General features: G+C 64.0%; 17 protein-coding genes. 3 read left to right on the plus strand and 14 right to left on the minus strand.

All coding sequences use genetic code 11. From position 1 onward, the window contains the following. Nucleotides 1–25: 25 nt before the first annotated feature. The 4 genes from NF551_RS12480 to NF551_RS12495 all read right to left on the minus strand — a co-directional run bounded on the left by NF551_RS12480 (nt 26) and on the right by NF551_RS12495 (nt 3,397). Complete coding sequence (locus NF551_RS12480; RefSeq protein ID WP_227894357.1) at nt 26–1,183, minus strand: hypothetical protein; 1,158 nt, start codon at nt 1,181–1,183, stop codon at nt 26–28. A 59-nt stretch (nt 1,184–1,242) separates the two neighbouring features. Then, nucleotides 1,243–1,614, minus strand: coding sequence for a DUF6507 family protein (locus NF551_RS12485; RefSeq protein WP_227894356.1), 372 nt, complete (start codon nt 1,612–1,614; stop codon nt 1,243–1,245). Nucleotides 1,615–1,725: 111 nt separating this feature from the next. Beyond that, on the minus strand, nt 1,726–2,874 hold the full coding sequence (locus NF551_RS12490) for a MalY/PatB family protein (protein WP_227894355.1): 1,149 nt from the start codon (nt 2,872–2,874) through the stop codon (nt 1,726–1,728). A gap of 115 nt (nt 2,875–2,989) precedes the next feature. After that, entirely contained in the window at nt 2,990–3,397 is a 408-nt protein-coding gene (locus NF551_RS12495; protein ID WP_227894354.1) for a hypothetical protein, read from the minus strand. Nucleotides 3,398–3,574: 177 nt separating this feature from the next. On the opposite strand from NF551_RS12495, the gene NF551_RS12500 reads away from it, so the two are divergent. Beyond that, the gene (locus tag NF551_RS12500; RefSeq protein ID WP_227894353.1) at nt 3,575–4,801 is read left to right on the plus strand and encodes a class I SAM-dependent methyltransferase; all 1,227 of its coding nucleotides are present in this window, start codon (nt 3,575–3,577) and stop codon (nt 4,799–4,801) included. A gap of 12 nt (nt 4,802–4,813) precedes the next feature. Here the strand turns inward: NF551_RS12500 and NF551_RS12505 are convergent, their stop codons facing one another. Continuing rightward, the gene (locus NF551_RS12505; RefSeq protein WP_227894352.1) at nt 4,814–5,626 is read right to left on the minus strand and encodes a shikimate 5-dehydrogenase; all 813 of its coding nucleotides are present in this window, start codon (nt 5,624–5,626) and stop codon (nt 4,814–4,816) included. Between the two features lie 144 nt (nt 5,627–5,770). Between NF551_RS12505 and NF551_RS12510 the strand changes: the two genes are divergently transcribed. Both NF551_RS12510 and NF551_RS12515 read left to right on the plus strand, forming a co-directional pair. Then, complete coding sequence (locus tag NF551_RS12510) at nt 5,771–6,919, plus strand: glutamate--cysteine ligase (RefSeq protein WP_227894351.1); 1,149 nt, start codon at nt 5,771–5,773, stop codon at nt 6,917–6,919. Between the two features lie 210 nt (nt 6,920–7,129). Then, nucleotides 7,130–7,888, plus strand: coding sequence for an HNH endonuclease (locus NF551_RS12515; RefSeq protein ID WP_227894350.1), 759 nt, complete (start codon nt 7,130–7,132; stop codon nt 7,886–7,888). A gap of 186 nt (nt 7,889–8,074) precedes the next feature. Here NF551_RS12515 and tsaD read toward each other — a convergent pair whose 3' ends face one another. The 9 genes from tsaD to mgrA form a co-directional block, all read right to left on the minus strand. After that, nucleotides 8,075–9,151, minus strand: coding sequence for a tRNA (adenosine(37)-N6)-threonylcarbamoyltransferase complex transferase subunit TsaD (gene tsaD / locus NF551_RS12520; protein WP_227894349.1), 1,077 nt, complete (start codon nt 9,149–9,151; stop codon nt 8,075–8,077). Next, nucleotides 9,152–9,628 carry a ribosomal protein S18-alanine N-acetyltransferase gene (gene rimI / locus NF551_RS12525; protein ID WP_227894348.1) on the minus strand — a complete coding sequence of 159 codons (477 nt, stop codon included), beginning with the start codon at nt 9,626–9,628 and terminating at the stop codon, nt 9,152–9,154. It lies immediately after the preceding gene. 35 nt (nt 9,629–9,663) lie between these two features. Beyond that, on the minus strand, nt 9,664–10,332 hold the full coding sequence (tsaB, locus tag NF551_RS12530; RefSeq protein ID WP_227894345.1) for a tRNA (adenosine(37)-N6)-threonylcarbamoyltransferase complex dimerization subunit type 1 TsaB: 669 nt from the start codon (nt 10,330–10,332) through the stop codon (nt 9,664–9,666). A 62-nt stretch (nt 10,333–10,394) separates the two neighbouring features. After that, nucleotides 10,395–11,096, minus strand: coding sequence for a hypothetical protein (locus tag NF551_RS12535; RefSeq protein WP_227894343.1), 702 nt, complete (start codon nt 11,094–11,096; stop codon nt 10,395–10,397). A 183-nt stretch (nt 11,097–11,279) separates the two neighbouring features. Beyond that, nucleotides 11,280–11,621 carry a hypothetical protein gene (locus NF551_RS12540; protein ID WP_227894340.1) on the minus strand — a complete coding sequence of 114 codons (342 nt, stop codon included), beginning with the start codon at nt 11,619–11,621 and terminating at the stop codon, nt 11,280–11,282. 470 nt (nt 11,622–12,091) lie between these two features. Further along, nucleotides 12,092–12,637, minus strand: coding sequence for a tRNA (adenosine(37)-N6)-threonylcarbamoyltransferase complex ATPase subunit type 1 TsaE (gene tsaE, locus NF551_RS12545; protein ID WP_227894337.1), 546 nt, complete (start codon nt 12,635–12,637; stop codon nt 12,092–12,094). Next, entirely contained in the window at nt 12,634–13,869 is a 1,236-nt protein-coding gene (gene alr, locus NF551_RS12550; protein WP_227894335.1) for an alanine racemase, read from the minus strand. Before alr ends, tsaE begins: the two co-directional genes overlap by 4 nt. Before the next feature lie 34 nt (nt 13,870–13,903). Continuing rightward, a complete protein-coding gene (locus tag NF551_RS12555) occupies nt 13,904–14,494 on the minus strand; it encodes a GNAT family N-acetyltransferase (RefSeq protein ID WP_227894333.1) in 591 nt (196 codons plus the stop codon). Between the two features lie 6 nt (nt 14,495–14,500). Further along, a complete protein-coding gene (gene mgrA / locus NF551_RS12560) occupies nt 14,501–15,547 on the minus strand; it encodes an L-glyceraldehyde 3-phosphate reductase (RefSeq protein WP_227894331.1) in 1,047 nt (348 codons plus the stop codon). Between the last annotated feature and the right edge of the window lie 45 nt (nt 15,548–15,592).

Consider the following 15,592-nt stretch of genomic DNA (forward strand, 5'->3'; position numbering starts at 1 on the left):
CCGTACCTCTAGCAGTGCGGGCAGCCTATCCTCCGAAGAGCTTGTTCCATCCGTTGGCCATGTTGTCGATGGCCTCCATGGCACGGTCTGCGGCAGCATCCTTGATGGTACGGCCATCCAGGAAGTCGAACTCCATTGAAGTAATCACCGAGATCCCGATCCCGATCCCCGCACCAACCACGGTGCCTACTGGCCCGCCAATTGCGGTACCAATGGCGGCACCCGTGCCTGCAGCAACGAGGTCAATGCCGACCTTAGTCCCGCCCTTGACCCCGCCCTCGAGGTTTGCACGTCCCTCGAGTTCATCCCGGCTCCAGGTAGGATTTGCGTGCAGCAATTCGTTGTATGCATCTTCCCGTTCATCGGCAATGGTGAATCCCGCCGTGACGAGAGTAAATGCGCCACCCCCGAGTTTGATACTTTTCGCCGCGTTAGTGAGGTCGCCGAATCGTTCCGCATTCACCCACTTTGACGGGTTAGCATCCACCCTCGCTCGGTACCATTCGAAGTTGTTGTAGAACATCCTGCTCACGGCTGGACGGGGCTCAAAACGAAGCGTGGTTCTTGCCTTCCTTTCCCCTTGCATCCACCGCCCCCTGGCCATGTGCCGCTGGCGTTCTTCCGTAGTGTCATAGCGGAGATAAGTACGTTCGGATTCCCTGGTTGTCTGCCGCACCGCAATTCTGTTGATTACGCCCGAAGCCGTTCCGTACCCGATAGTGGCGGGAATGCTCGTCAGGTTGTCCAGCAAGGTATCCCTGTTGTACGCGGACCGCAGTCTGGCAGCCGTTTCTTCTTCCAGGTTTCGGTACCTCGCCGCAAGTCCGGCGATCTCCGCCGGCAGCAGCAGGTCTTCCCCGGTGACGGGCCGGTCAAACGGAACATTGGGTTCGCTCCGATAAAGTCCTTCCGGAGTGTCAGACGCCCGGGTACTGGCAGCCTGGATCCTTGCCATGAGTTGATCCCGCTTGGCTTCCAAGGTTCGAATACCGGCGGCGAAACCCACCAGCGCGTCTTTCACACCCGCTGCCGTCTCTTCGAGCATCTCCGCGTGAGGCATCACGGTCCGGAAAGCCCCGACCATTTCGTCCCCGCCATCCCCGGAGTAGTGGAGACCTAACTGTTTCCAGGTCTCCCCGGTTTCCTCTACCGCGTTGAGGTAGGCTTCACCGGCTGCTTCCACGGAAGGATAGGCGGACTCGATGCTGTCCGATGACGGCCACCCGAAAAGTCCTGACGTATCTACAGCCATGAGCGCTTGTCCCTGAACCGGGGTTCGGCGTAGATCCCAGCCTGCACCTCAGCAAGGCTGGCCTTCGCTGTCGCAGCCATCTCCTGGTCAGCACCGGCAATGATCGAGACCGCTCTTCGGACGCCTTCGACCGCGTTGTGGATGCGGACTTCCGCGGCCTCCAGCTGCGGGCCCATTGTGTCTTGCCAAACCTCGGCGAGCGCCTGTCCCACGATTCCGGAGCCGGCCATGCAAGCTGCCTCTGCTGCGTTCATGCCGCCCCGCAAGACAGACACGGCCGCGTACCTGGTCTCGTCTTCCTCCACCTGGGAAAGGACGTTTGCACACCCTTCCGGATTGACGTTGTAGCCGTTGAATGGCATGCGTATCCCCTCCCCGTTGCAGCTCGCCACAGCGCGTGTGCGTACACGCTCGCCTTCATCCGGCGTCCGCGCTGCTCTTCCTTTCGGGCGAGTGTACGTGCTCCCGGGCCGTTAGGATTTGGCTGCGCTCAGCCTGTGGATAGCCTCCTCGAGTACCTCGGGCGCACAGCCAAAATTCAATCGGGCACAGCCTGCCCCGGCCGTCCCGAACTTGAGGCCTGGTTCAAGTGCCACACGTGCCTTTTCGAGGGCGGTTGCCGCTGGGTCGTCTCCCCAGCCCAGCGCGCGCAGGTCAAGCCAAGCCAGATAGCTGGCATCGGGGAAGCGGTACGCCACTCCCGGAAGCTCCGCGGACAGCAGTTCTCCGAGCAGTTCCCGGTTGGCTGCCAGGACGGCCAGCACGCCGTCGAGCCACTCCTCGCCCTCGGCATACGCGGCGGCCGTGCCGTGCAGGCCAAGGATTGAGGTCCGGAAGCCTACTTCCTCCGGCATTTCATCCAGCAGCAGCCGGGTCTCGGGGGCCGAAGCAATCATCAGGGCGCACTTTGACCCGGCGATGTTCCACCCCTTACTGGCCGCCGTGACGCACACTCCGTGGGCGCGGGCATCGTCGGAGACGGACAGGAAGGGGGTGAAGGTCTCCGGGGAATAGACCAGCGGCGCATGGATTTCGTCGCTGACCACCGTAACGCCGTACCTGGCTGCCAGACGGGCGACGGCGCCGAGCGTTTCCTTCGGGTGCACCAGGCCCAGCGGGTTGTGCGGGTTGCACAGCAGCAGCGCCCGGGCACCTGCGGCGAACGCCGCCTCAAGCCCGTCCAGGTCCAGGGACCATCCGGCTTCGTCCTGCAGCAGCGGCACCTCGCGGACTGTGCCGCCCGCCTCCACGGGAAGATCGAAGAACGGCGGATAAACCGGCGGTGTTATGACCACCTCATCCCCCGCGGTTATGACCTGCCGGAGGGTCTCCACGATGGCCACGCTGACGTCGGTGGTGGTCCGTACGTCCTCCGGGTCCACTTCCCAGTTCCAGCGCCGCTGCGCGAAGCCGGCGAATGCGGGACCGACAGGACCAGGTCCGGATACGTACCCGACGTCGGATGCTTCGATCCGTTCGATCATCGCGCGGGCTACGGGCGGGGCCAGCGGATAGTCCATTTCTGCTACGAACATCGGCAGCACGTCGCCGGGATAGGTGCACCATTTGGCACTGGTGCGGCGGCGCAGAACATCGAGGGAATCAACAGCCATCTCAGTCATGGCCCCAAAGATACCCGGTGTGCGTGCCTCGACCCGCGCACCAGGAGAGGGTTCGCCGCTCACCGCACGTCGAATGCACCCTGGGCTGCGGCAAGGATGAAATCGAATCCGCCGATCACGGTTGCTGTCTATCCGACGGCCGCTGGACCTGCCCTTGAAGGAAACGTTTGGCGAAAAGGTCTTCGCCCCTGGCCTGCAGTTCTGCGTCACGGCGCATCCAGCGGGGCCGGAGGAACACTGGATACCAGAACATTCCAACAATGCCCGCAAACATTGCCGGGAACATGATCAGCCCCATGAGGCCCGGTACCGGGTCCGGCAGCCTGTCCATACCCACGAGGCCGCCCAGTCCTATCAGGCAAAAGGCCAACCCGAGCCACGTGTTCGCCAGTGCCGGCTGCCCCGGAAACAGTACGTTTATGTTCAGGAGCAGCAGCCAACGCTTGAGGTGAACCATCACGCCGCACACCAGCAGGAAAAGCCCCATCCCGCCCAAGAATCCGAACACCAGCAAATCAGTCAATGCAACGTCCTTCTCTGGGGCTGATTCCGCGATAGGGGGATGACAGTGGGTGCATCAACACTAGACCGCCGGTCATGCCGCTCACAATCTGACCGAGACGTCCCCCTGCTGCGGCCTCACCTCCGGCATCCGTCCGCAGCTAACTCCCCCGGTGCGCGAAGAACTAGGCTTGTATCCATGCCCGACACTTCCCTCGCCCATGTCCTGACACCCGAAGGCTGGGCCCTGCTCAACTCGCTCGGCCCGTACCTGGAGTCCGAGTCCCTGAAGCTGAACACCGACCTTCGCAAGGCCGGGCACTCCCCCGAACTCGTTGCCGCCGTCCTCACCCAGGCCAAACTGCGGATGAAGGCCCGGGCCAAGTTCGGGCCGTTCGCCGAGCACATGCTGTTTACGCCTGCCGGCCTTGAACAGGCCACCCGTCTGAACGTGGCAGCCCTCCATGCCCAGCGCTACCAGGAAGCCGGCCTGGAAAAGGTCGCCGATCTGGGCTGCGGAATCGGTGCAGATTCCCTGGCCCTGGCCACGCTGGACCGCCGGGTCACCGCCGTCGAACTGGATGAAATCACCGCCGCCGTCGCCACCATCAACCTCATGCCCTGGCCGGAAGCCACCGTGGTCCAGGGCGACGCTGAGAGCTTTGACCTGACCGGGTTCGACGGCGTGTGGCTGGATCCCGCGCGGCGCACGACATCGACGTCGGGCACCTCCCGCATCTTCGACCCGGAAGCTTTTTCACCGCCGCTGTCCTTCGTGGAGTCCCTCGCCGGCGGCGGGATGCCGGTGGGCGTGAAACTGGGCCCGGGGATTCCGCATGAGTCCGTCCCGGCCGGCTGCGAGGTCCAATGGGTGTCCGTGGGCGGCGACGTCATCGAGGCCACGCTCTGGTTCAACGAGCTGCGCCGTCCCGGTATCCGCCGTGCGGCGCTGGTGATTGGCCCGGCCGGCGCCGCGGAGCTGACCTCGCACGAGGACTATGTTCCCGGTGCCCAGGATGTACGGACCGGTCCGGCTGAGGGCTACCTGTATGAGCCCGACGGCGCGGTCATCCGCGCGGGTCTGGTGGCCGACGTCGCGCGTTCCCTGGGCGGACACCTCCTGGATCCTCAGATCGCCTACATTGCGGCTCCGGACCTGATGGAGACTCCGTTCGCCCGCGCCTACCGGATCCTGGAAGTCCGGCCCTACAACGTCAAGGCGCTCAAGGCCTGGGTCCGCGCCAACGGCATCGGGGTGCTGGACATCAAGAAGCGCGGTATGTCCGTGACGCCTGAGGAACTGCGCAAACAGCTGCTCACCGGCTCGGGCAAGGGCCCGAACAAAGCAACCCTGGTCCTCACCCGGATCGGTGAGGACCGTGTGGCGATCGTCGTCGAGCCTGTTGCGTCCGCAGTGGAAAGCTAGCGGCTTGGAAGCCTAACTGCGCGAGAACTCGCTGGCTTCGCGGACCTGCTCCGGTGTTGGGCGGACTCCGGTGTAGAGCACGAACTGTTCCTCTGCCTGGATCGCGATGACTTCGGCGCCGGTGATGACCTTTTTACCGGCAGCACGGGCGGCACGGATCAGCGGAGTTTCGGAGGGAAGCGCGACGACGTCGAACACCGTCTGTGCGGCTGCGATGGTTTCGTCCTCGAAGGACTGCACGTCCTCTTCGGATCCTGCCATGCCAAGCGGCGTGACGTTGATCAGCAGGTCAGCGGTGGCCATTCCCGGTTCTGCCCGCCAGTCGAAGTCATACAGGTCGGCCAGTGCGCGGCCGGTGCCCTCGTTGCGGGCCACGATGCACACGTCGCTGAATCCTGCATCACGGAGGGCTGCAGCCACTGCCTTGGCCATCCCGCCGGAACCGCGCAGCAGCACGGAGCTGGACGGAGGGACCTCGTGGTCTGCCAGCAGCCGGGCGATCGCCAGGTAATCGGTGTTGTAGGCGGTAAGGACGCCGTCGTCGTTCACGATGGTGTTCACGGAATCGATGGCCGCAGCTGAGGGGTCCATCCGGTCCACCAGGGCAATGACGTCCTCTTTGTACGGCATTGAAACTGCTGCTCCGCGGATCGGCAGGCCCCGCACCCCCGCAATGGCCTGGGCCAGGTCCGCGGGCGCAAAGGCCTTGTAGACATAATTCAGGCCCAGCTGCTCATAGAGGTAGTTGTGGAAGCGGGTGCCGATATTGCTGGGACGGGCCGCCAGCGAGATGCACAGGGTCATGTCTTTGTTCAGGATGGGCATTATCCCATTATCGCCGGGACGGCATCCGGGCAGGCTTTCGGAGCGTAACTCACCAGTGATGTCACCGGGCTACGATTGAACTGGCTCTTATAACGCAATGGCGCGCAGATGGAGGCAACATTTCGACGCACAGCAGGAGACATATTGGACATTGAGTTTGCAGCTTCCCCGCAGTCGACCCTTGGGGTCGAGTGGGAATTGGCCCTGGTCGACCGGGAATCAGGTGAGCTGCTCTCTGTGGCCGACGAAGTCCTGCGGGCGGTCAACGCCGCGGACCCGGAGCTTAGTGCGGATGAGGAACACCCGCATATCAAGCAGGAACTCCTGGAAAACACGGTGGAGCTCGTCACCGGTATCTGCAACACCGTGGCCGAGGCAAAGGCGGACCTGGCCCGTTCCATGGCGGCCGTGCGGCGGGTCACCGATGAGATGGGCGTTGAGCTGTTCTGCGCCGGCACCCATCCGTTTGCTGTTCCGCGTTCCCAGCCGGTGACGGATAAGGAACGGTACGCCAAGCTGATCGACCGCACGCAGTGGTGGGGCCAGCAGATGCTGATCTACGGCGTCCACGTCCATGTGGGCCTGGATTCCCGGGACAAGGTGCTGCCGGTCCTGGACGGACTGGTCAACTACTTCCCGCACTTCCAGGCGCTCTCCGCATCCTCTCCGTTCTGGTCAGGGGATGACACAGGCTACGCCTCACAGCGGGCGCTGATGTTCCAGCAGCTGCCGACGGCCGGGCTGCCGTTCCAGTTCCGTTCGTGGAGTGAGTACGAGTCCTATGTGCAGGACATGTTCACCACCGGCGTGATCGATTCGATCAGCGAGATCCGGTGGGATATCCGTCCGGTGCCCGCACTCGGGACTATTGAACTGCGGGTCTGCGACGGGCTTGCCACCGCTACTGATATTGGTGCCATTGCTGCCCTGACCCAGTGCCTGGTAGATGAGTTTTCCACCATCCTGGACAACGGCGGATCCATCCCCACCATGCCGCCGTGGCATGTGCAGGAGAACAAGTGGCGTGCTGCCCGGTACGGGCTGGACGCAATCATCATCCTTGATGCTGCCGGCAACGAGAAGCTGGTGACCGAGCACCTGCTTGAGGATGTCCTTCCCCGCCTGACTCCTGTTGCCGAGAAGCTTGGCTGCAGTGCGGAACTTGCCGACGTTGCGGGGATCATCGAGCGGGGTGCGGGCTACCAGCGCCAGCGCCGGGTTGCGGAAGCGAATGGCGGGGACCTGCGTGCTGTGGTGCTCGACGGCGTCCGGCAGCTCCGCGGCGAAAGCTAACCTTCCGGTTGTTGCCGCAGCTCGAATGACTGGTTCGGTGCCCCATTCCATCCGGTTCCGCGCTGTTCCGTGCTGTTTCGCGCTGACCCGCCTGACCCGCAAGCATCGTCCCCTAACGCGAATAAACGGGTAAACCACCCGTAATTGGCGGCGCTGAAAAGGCCTGTTTGAGGCCCCGAAATGTCAGTGGCAGCTGAGAGTGTTGGGGGTATGAACCACTTCTCGGACACTCCGTTTCCCCGGTCAGCTGACCGGGATGGCGGTGGTGCGCCGGGTGTGGAAACCGGCGGTTTGTCGGGTGCTTCGTCAAGCGGTTCGTCCGGCGGTTTGTCGGGTGCTTCGTCGGGCGATGCGCCCAGCGCTTCTCCAGGAGCCTCGCCCTTTGACCCTTCCGGGTTTGCGGGTGGTTTCGCCGCCTCCGTGTTTTGTGCCGATCCTGCCTTAGCTGAGGACGCGGTGGCCGATGCTCTGCCGGAGGGGTTCGCGGGCCGGTTATCGTTTCGCGCCGCGGAGACTTTGGGCTATGAGCAATCCGTTTCCGCCCTGCAGCGGCTGGGTATGCTCGTTTCCTGGGCGCAGACGCAGCAGGCCCGTGCTCCAGGCGCGGGACGGAAACTGCCGTTTCCCGGGCTGTTCAGTAAATGTCCCCACACCGAAATCGATCACACCACGCCCTTCTCGCGGGGCGGGCCAACAGACCACACCAACCTGGAACACCTCTGCCCCAAACACCACCGGTTCAAGACCCTGGGCCATTGGAACGCACGCCAACCAGAACCTGGAACCCTCCAATGGAACTCGCCCACCGGCCGCACCTACAGCACCCAACCAGCCCTGGACTACGCCTCAGCTCAACAGACGACACCCGGTCAGCGGGTCCCATTCCAGAAAACCCCGCTACAGGAGGCCCAGTTGTCCAAGGACCTGAACCCAGCCAGCGATCCGGACAGCGACCCACCACCCTACTAAGTTGTGCAGTCTGAGGCTCATCGCACTTCTCCACTGCCCTCCAACTCCGGGTGTCTTGCCTGCACCAAGTAGGACAGCGGGAAGGGCACGCGAAGGGCAACGAGGAAAGACGTTCATGCTGAAGTGTCGTCAGCTAAAGGTGCGTAACTCCCGGGTGGTGTTGGAGGCCCCCGCACCACCGCCCAGCTAGGCAGCAGGAAGATGAATGCTGGTCACAGGCTGGGACGGATCGGGCGTGAAATCGATGCCGGACGGCTCGCCGCCGGCCATGACGATCTGCGCGCCCAAAGCAGCAACCATGGCGCCGTTATCCGTGCACAGGCGGATAGGAGGAACACGAAGCGAAATGCCGGCAGCAGCACAACGCTCGGCAGTGAGCTCACGAAGCCGGGAATTCGCAGCAACACCACCACCAAGCAAAAGGTTCGTAATCCCCTGCTCGGTACAGGCGAGAACAGCCTTCGAAGTAATCACATCTACAACTGCTTCCTGGAAAGAAGCAGCAATGTCCGCAACAGGAAGTTCCTGCCCGGCAGCCTCATACTGCTCCACACAGCGGGCGACAGCGGTCTTCAAACCAGAGAAAGACCAGTCATAGCGGTGCGGACCAGGAACCTCGGCAGTACCCATGTACTTCGGCTGGGTCAGGCCGCGGGGAAAACGGATAGCCTTCGGATCGCCTTCACGGGCAAGCTTGTCGATAGCAGGACCACCGGGATAACCCAGACCCAGTATCCGCGCCACCTTGTCGTACGCTTCACCGGCAGCGTCATCAATGGTCGATCCCAGGAGCTGGACATTTGTTGTCAGGGAACCAACACGAAGGATTTCGGTATGCCCGCCGGAAACCAGCAGGGCACCAAGATCCTCCGGAAGTTTGCCGCCATCGAGCACTCCAACACCCACATGGGCAACAAGATGGTTAATCGCATACAGCGGCTTGCCGGTAGCAACAGCAAGAGCCTTCGCAGCACAAACACCAACCATCAGTGCACCCGCCAGACCTGGCCCGGAAGTCACAGCAATCGCATCGACGTCGTCGAGGGTCACGCCAGCCTCATCAAGGGCCTGGCGCAGCGTGGGAACAAAGGCATCCAAATGCGCACGGGAAGCAATTTCCGGAATCACGCCGCCGAAGCGGACATGCTCCTCCATGGAAGATGACACGGCGTTGGTCAGCAAAGTATCGCCCCGGACAATACCGACGCCGGTCTCGTCACAGGAGGATTCGATGCCGAGCACCAAAGGTTCGCTGCGGTTCATTTATGCTTCCTTCGGAGTCTGTGGAGTGCGCGGCGGCATGCCCTGCCAGGCGGAAAGATAAAGGCGCATGATCAGTGCATCGACGCCGTCGCGGTAATAACGGGGACGGACGTGGATCTGTTCGAACCCGAACCGCCGGTAGAGGTCCTGGGCGCGTGGATTGTCCGCACGGACCTCGAGCAGCACGTCATCGGCACCCCGGCTCTTCGCCTCGTCCAGCAGTGTGGCCAGCAGCCGGGAACCGGTACCCGCACCCTCATGGCCGGAGTTGACGGCGATGGTCTGCACATCCGCAATGGGCAGCACACACATCAGTCCGGCATAGCCGATGACCGTGCCGTCCGGGGCCTGCGCTACGTAATAGGACCGGGTGTCACTCTGCGCGAGTTCGTCGTAGAACATCTGCGTAGGCCACGCGTCGACAGGGAACATGGCTTTTTCCAGTGTGTCCACGGCAGGAATATCGGCCTCGGTCATGGGCCGGATGCTGACCGGCCTTCCGGACGGGGCGCTCACAATGCGCGCTTCCGCGGGCCGGGAACCTTGGCGTCGGATTCCCGGAGGTACAGGGGCAGATCCGGGAGCAGGTCCAAACCACGGACAAGACGGACGACGGCGGTGCGGCCCAGCGCTGCAGCTGTTGGCTGGGCGTCGGCAAAGTCCTGCACCGCGTGCAGCGCATCCGGATAGAGACCGGCCCCGGCACCGTAGGCCGGCAGCGCGGGAACTTCGGATGGTGACGTGACATGCGGACCATCAATCAGTTCCGCAGTTCCACCGGTGCTGCGGTAATGCGCCCAGTAGACCTCTTTGCGCCGGGCATCCGTGGCGACGACGAACTCGTCTACTCCGGCCCGCCAGGCGTCCAGGGCGGCGTCGATGGCGATGGCGTCCAGGCTCATAACGCCGTGCAGCGGCTTGTTCCAGGCGAATGCCAAGGTCCGTGCGGTCGCGATACCCGAGCGGAGACCGGTAAAGGGACCAGGCCCGACTCCGACAACAAGCTCATCGATGTCTGTGCCGGTAACGTCTGCGCTCTTCAGCAGGTCCTGGATGCCGGGGGCAAGAACTTCCGCATGGGAACGGGTGTCCTCCGTGGCGAAGGCTGCGAGCGTTTCTCCCTCACCGGTCAGAAGTGCCGCACTGGCAATGGCGGAAGTATCGATGGCGAGGATAAGCACGGTGTTCAGTTTACGCCGTCGGCCGGTGCTCCTGCTCCGGGAAGGCCGCCTGGGGATAGTCGTCAGGCCAGCTCGGCACTGACCGCCTGAAGCAGAGCCCGGTAGGCCTGCGCCGCTGGCCATGGACGGAGCAGCAGCCCCGATCCGCTGTTCAGCAGCTGCCAGGTCCCCGCAGTCCCAGCGTGGATTCCCGTCTGAAGGGCGGCGGTTCCCCCCACCTGCTGCCAGATAAACCACTCCTGCTTCCACATGTTCCGCACTACCGCGCCCGCGCCTTCCGGAGGAGCAACGTCTGTTCCGGAAGCACCTGCCATCCGTGCCTGGATTGCCCCGGGAGACACTTTCACTTCAGCGTCCAGAAGCCACGAAGGCCCAAGTCCAAGCCACACCGCAAGAGCGGGGAAGAACTGGTCGAGGGACAGGAAATCCACCTGCCGCGCGTCAGCGTAAGCGTGAGCGCCGCTGCGCAGCCTGGCACATGATGGACCGGCGAGCACCAAAACACCCTCGCGTCCCAGCGCACCGTAGAAAGCACTCTTCACGCCGCCGAAGCCGGCCGTGAACTGTACGCTGCCGGAGGTACCGTCGAGCGGTGAAGCGACGAGCCGGCCCTCTGCGGTCAACCGGCCCTTACCTGTTGCCAGCCCTGCTGCTTCGAGCTCGAGCAGGCCTTCCTGCGCTCCGCCAAGCGCCCTCTGCGCCTGGATCGTACGGCCACAGGTTCCAGCTGAGCACCTGAGGGGACTCCAGGGCAGCAAAGACACCGGCAATTTCCTGGGTTGCCGCCCTACCCGCCGTCCCCTCGAAGGGAAGGGTTCGGAGGGTCAGATTCGCCCGGAACCCATCGGTCGATGGTGCCAGGACCAGGGCCTCCGTGCCCTGTTGGCTGGCTTCCCAGCCTGGCTGGACCTGCATGCGAACTGAACCTGTGGTGATGACTCCCGCTCTCACCCTGCGTGTTCCTTGACGTTCTCAGCCATTTTGACCCACCGGGGAATCATGAAGCGAGGCAGCCACACCAGGCTCATGAGGAACGTCCAGATTCCGCCGAGTATGACTACCAGCAGCACCGCAAGGAGCGGCCGGGGAATGGAATCGCCGTCAACGTCCCACAGCAGCGTGCCGGTCAGCAGACCGGCACCCCCGTAAAGCATGCCCAGGGCTGGATAGCCCTTCACCCTCGGCAGCAGGCCAGGATGACCCAGCCACGTGCGCCAGCGGCCGGTATAGGCGCACCATCCCATGGCGAGTATCACGAGGCTCAGGATCAGCCCGAGAATGAATCCCATAGATCCTTGGCCTTCTTTCGGATCTTTTCTCCAACACCGCTGCCTATGATGCCGCCGGCAATGCCACCCACGATACCGCCTGCGACCGCACCGGCAGGTGTTCCCACCACCGGGAACCAGCTGCCAGCAACACCGCCGACGACGGCCCCGGCTTTCGCTCCGCCCAGGCGCCTCCGGCGCCGGCTGTCAGGGAAGCGCCTCCTACAATCGCCGCATTCTCCGTGACGGACAAGGCCCGCTGCCCGGGGAGGCCAGTCCGGGTGTTCAACCCTGTCCGCGTTGTACTGCTCGCTGCCGTGGTCCCAGGCAGTAACTCCTGCATCCAGAACGAAAAGGCCGCGACCGGCCCAGCGGGCCCAGGCGGGAGGAGTAGCAGCATCAGAGTTGAGCCGCAGTTCCGGTGCCGGACGGGCAAAGTCGTCAGCCGGGTGCACCGGCGATGGGGAGAACTGCCCATCGCCGGAGCCGGGTCAGGGAACCGTTACCGGGACAGCTGCCCAGCGCGGACCATACCCGGCGATCCGGATGGTCCGCTCCTCGTCGTCGTCCTCCGCTGAGAAATCGGTGACCAGTTCGCCCGTGGCACCCGCCCCTCCTCCGGTTGCACGCAGCAGGGTGATTTCCAGGCGGCTTTCGGAGAGATGCTCCACCAGCCCGTGTCCCCACTCGACCACAGTCACGGCGGTGTCCATGGTGTTCTCCAGGTCAATGTCATCAATCTCCGCCGGCGAGCCCAGGCGGTAGGCATCGACATGGACCAGATCGGGTCCGGATCCCAGAGACGGATGGATACGCACCAGGACGAAGGTCGGCGAGATGATCCCGGGACGGACACCAAGGCCCTCGCCCAGGCCCTGGGTAAAGGTGGTCTTTCCCGCCCCAAGCTCACCGGTCAGCAGCAGCAGGTCCCCCGCCCGCAGGGACGCACCGAGGGTCCGTGCGAGTTCCTGGGTCTGGGCAGCACTCGAGGTGCGAAACTCACGCTCCCAGCGCAGCTCGGCGCCGGCGTCATTCATGGCAGTACCGCGGCGGAGCCGGCCGCGATGCCGGCGTCTGCGCCGCTTTTATCGGTGTCCTCGGCATCTGCGCCGCCGGTATGGGTGTCGACGTAGCTGCGGGTGACCCTGCCGCTGATCCGGGTGATGATCTCATAGTTGATCGAACCCGCGGCCTGTGCCCATTCCTCGACTTGGGGCGCCCCTTCGCCGCCAAACAGGATTGCTTCCTTGCCAATGAACGACGCCGGGGTACCGGCAATGCCGGTCCGGCCCAAGTCGATCACCATCTGGTCCATGGCGATGCGCCCGACAACGGGGAACACTTCTCCGTCCACCATGACCGGACCGCCGGTGGCGACCCGTGGAATGCCGTCGGCATAGCCCAGGGGTACCAGGGCCAGGGTGGTAGGCTCCGGCGTCTGGTAATGCAGCCCGTAGGAGACGCCCTGACCGGCAGGCACGGCCTTGCAGTTGGCAATGGTGGTTTTGAGGGTCATTGCAGGCCGCAGCCCCAGTTCAGCGGCGCTCTGGCCGGCAAACGGAGACAGCCCGTACATTCCCAGGCCCACACGGACCAGGTCGAAATGGGAGTCCGGGCGGGACAGCACAGCGGGAGTGTTGGCGATGTGCCGGACTTCGTGGTCCACTCCCGCGTCTTCGGCTACGGCTACGGCGTCACGGAACTTCTGCAGCTGGACATCCGTTTCCGCGCGGTGCGGTTCGTCCGCCACTGCCAGATGGGAGAAGATGCCAACGACCCGAAGCAGGCCGTCTTCCTGGTAGGCCAGCGCCCGGCCCACAAACGTTTCCCAGAGGTCCTCGGGACAGCCGTTCCGCCCAAGTCCGGTATCGATCTTCAGGTGGACCCGCGCCGGGACCTCCAGTTCACGCGCCGCCGCCACCACGGCTTCGAGTTCCCAGCCGGAAACTCCGATGTCGATATTCGCGGCAACCGCAGCAGCGAAGTCGCTGTCCGCAGTGTGCAGCCACGCCAGCAGGGGTGCGGAAATGCCGCCGGTCCGCAGCGCCAGTGCTTCGGAAATATGTGCGACGCCGAGCCATCCGGCTCCTGCTTCCAAAGCGGCACGGGCGACCTCCAGGGCGCCGTGCCCGTAGGCATCCGCTTTCACGACGGCCATGAGGCGGGCGGGCCTGGCGATTTCGGCGAGGTGGCGGACGTTATGCCTGATTGCGGCAAGATCAACGACGGCGCTGCGCTCCGCCGGAGGTACTGCTTCGAGGTAATTCACGGATCCATTGTTTCATTGACGGCACTGCTGCGGATCACTGGGTGCCTTCTGCGAGGTCCTTATGCATAATGTGCAGGCCCGTCAGGCCCTGCACCGGGTGCTCGAACGCGCGCGGGACGGTGGCCAGGATCCGGAAGCCGAGGGACTGCCAGAGGGCCACGGCCCGGACGTTGGTTTCCACCACGGCATTGAACTGCATCGCCAGGTACCCCTGCGCCGCAGCCTCGGCCAGGACATGCGCAGCCAGCGCCCGGGCGATGCCGCGCCCGGATGCTGCCTGCGCCGTCATGAATGAAGCGTTGGCAACGTGGCTTCCTCCGCCGCCGCGGTTCGGATGCAGCTGGGCGGTCCCCAGGATCCGGTCCCCTTCCCCGTCCGGGTCCCCGTCGACTGCCACGTAGACGCAGGTCGGGGCAGGCTCGAACCACAGTTCCCGCGCGCCTCCGCTGTCCATCTGCCTGTCCCAGCAATACGTCTCACCGGCACGCACAATCGGTTCCATCAGTGCCCAGATGCCGGGCCAGTCACTGTCCACCGCTTCGCGGACGGACACGCGCCCTGCCAGCGAAAATGTTCCGGTGCCGCTCCGCGGCGGTTGCGGTCCTGCCGGTACAGCCTCTGCCATGGTTTCTCAGGCGTCCAGTGCTGCGGCCCAGAGATTGATGCCGGCGTCCTGCGCGTACGTGTCGATCTCCGCCAGTTCCGCGTCCGTGAAGGACAGGTTCTTCACCGCGGCGAGGCTGTCTTCAAGCTGCCGCACGCTGGAGGCTCCCACCAGCGCAGAGGTGACGGCAGTCCCGTTCTTCTGCGGGCGCAGTACCCAGGCGATAGCCATCTGCGCCAGCGTCTGGTTCCGGGATTCGGCAATGCCGTTCAGCCCGCGGATCCGTTCCAGGTTTTCTTCCGACAGCTGGGAGGGGTCCAGGGATTTGCCGGCTGCGGCCCGCGACTGCTCGGGAACGCCATTCAGGTACTTGTTCGTGAGCAGTCCCTGTGCGAGCGGCGAGAACGCGATTGAGCCTGCGCCGGCTTCCTCCAGTGCCTGGAACAAGTTGGGATCGCCCTGCTCCACCCAGCGGTTGAGCATGGAATAGGAGGGCTGGTGGATCAGCAGCGGGGTACCCATTTCCTGCAGGATGCGTGCAGCTTCCAGGGTCTTCTCCGGCGAGTAGGAGGAAATGCCGGCATACAGTGCCCGCCCGGACCGGACCGCTGTGTCCAAGGCGCCCATCGTCTCTTCCAGCGGCGTGTGGGGATCCGGACGGTGGCTGTAGAAAATGTCCACATAGTCCAGGCCCATCCGGTTGAGCGACTGGTCCAGGCTCGAGAGCAGATACTTTCGGGAGCCCCAGTTTCCGTACGGACCGGGCCACATGTCGTAGCCCGCTTTGCTGGAGATCACCAGTTCGTCGCGGAATGGCCGGAAATCGTCCCGAAGGTGGCGGCCGAAGTTGGTTTCCGCCGATCCGTACGGCGGTCCGTAGTTGTTGGCGAGGTCGAAATGGGTAACGCCCAGGTCGAAGGCGCGGCGGAGGATGGCCCGCTGCGTCTCAAAGTCCCTGTCGTCGCCGAAGTTGTGCCACAGGCCCAGCGATACAGCGGGCAGCTGCAGTCCGCTGCGGCCAACTCGCCGGTAGGGCATGGAATCGTAGCGGTCATCCGCGGGGGTGTAAGTCATGGGTCCATCCTGCCACCGGTGCTGGGGCTGGTCGAAAACACTGTC

This window comes from Arthrobacter caoxuetaonis, from assembly GCF_023921125.1.
Classification (GTDB): Bacteria; Actinomycetota; Actinomycetes; order Actinomycetales; family Micrococcaceae; genus Arthrobacter_B; species Arthrobacter_B caoxuetaonis.

Excerpts from the sequence above, each read along its gene's own strand:
- rimI (WP_227894348.1), bottom strand. The coding sequence starts at position 9,628 with ATGACCGAGGCCGATATTCCTGCCGTGGACACACTGGAAAAAGCCATG.
- NF551_RS12555 (WP_227894333.1), bottom strand. The coding sequence starts at position 14,494 with ATGGCAGAGGCTGTACCGGCAGGACCGCAACCGCCGCGGAGCGGCACC.
- NF551_RS12540 (WP_227894340.1), bottom strand. The coding sequence starts at position 11,621 with ATGGGATTCATTCTCGGGCTGATCCTGAGCCTCGTGATACTCGCCATG.
- NF551_RS12505 (WP_227894352.1), bottom strand. The coding sequence starts at position 5,626 with ATGCCCATCCTGAACAAAGACATGACCCTGTGCATCTCGCTGGCGGCC.
- mgrA (WP_227894331.1), bottom strand. The coding sequence starts at position 15,547 with ATGACTTACACCCCCGCGGATGACCGCTACGATTCCATGCCCTACCGG.
- NF551_RS12500 (WP_227894353.1), top strand. The coding sequence starts at position 3,575 with ATGCCCGACACTTCCCTCGCCCATGTCCTGACACCCGAAGGCTGGGCC.
- NF551_RS12490 (WP_227894355.1), bottom strand. The coding sequence starts at position 2,874 with ATGACTGAGATGGCTGTTGATTCCCTCGATGTTCTGCGCCGCCGCACC.
- tsaE (WP_227894337.1), bottom strand. The coding sequence starts at position 12,637 with ATGAATGACGCCGGCGCCGAGCTGCGCTGGGAGCGTGAGTTTCGCACC.
- NF551_RS12515 (WP_227894350.1), top strand. The coding sequence starts at position 7,130 with ATGAACCACTTCTCGGACACTCCGTTTCCCCGGTCAGCTGACCGGGAT.
- tsaD (WP_227894349.1), bottom strand. The coding sequence starts at position 9,151 with ATGAACCGCAGCGAACCTTTGGTGCTCGGCATCGAATCCTCCTGTGAC.
- NF551_RS12485 (WP_227894356.1), bottom strand. The coding sequence starts at position 1,614 with ATGCCATTCAACGGCTACAACGTCAATCCGGAAGGGTGTGCAAACGTC.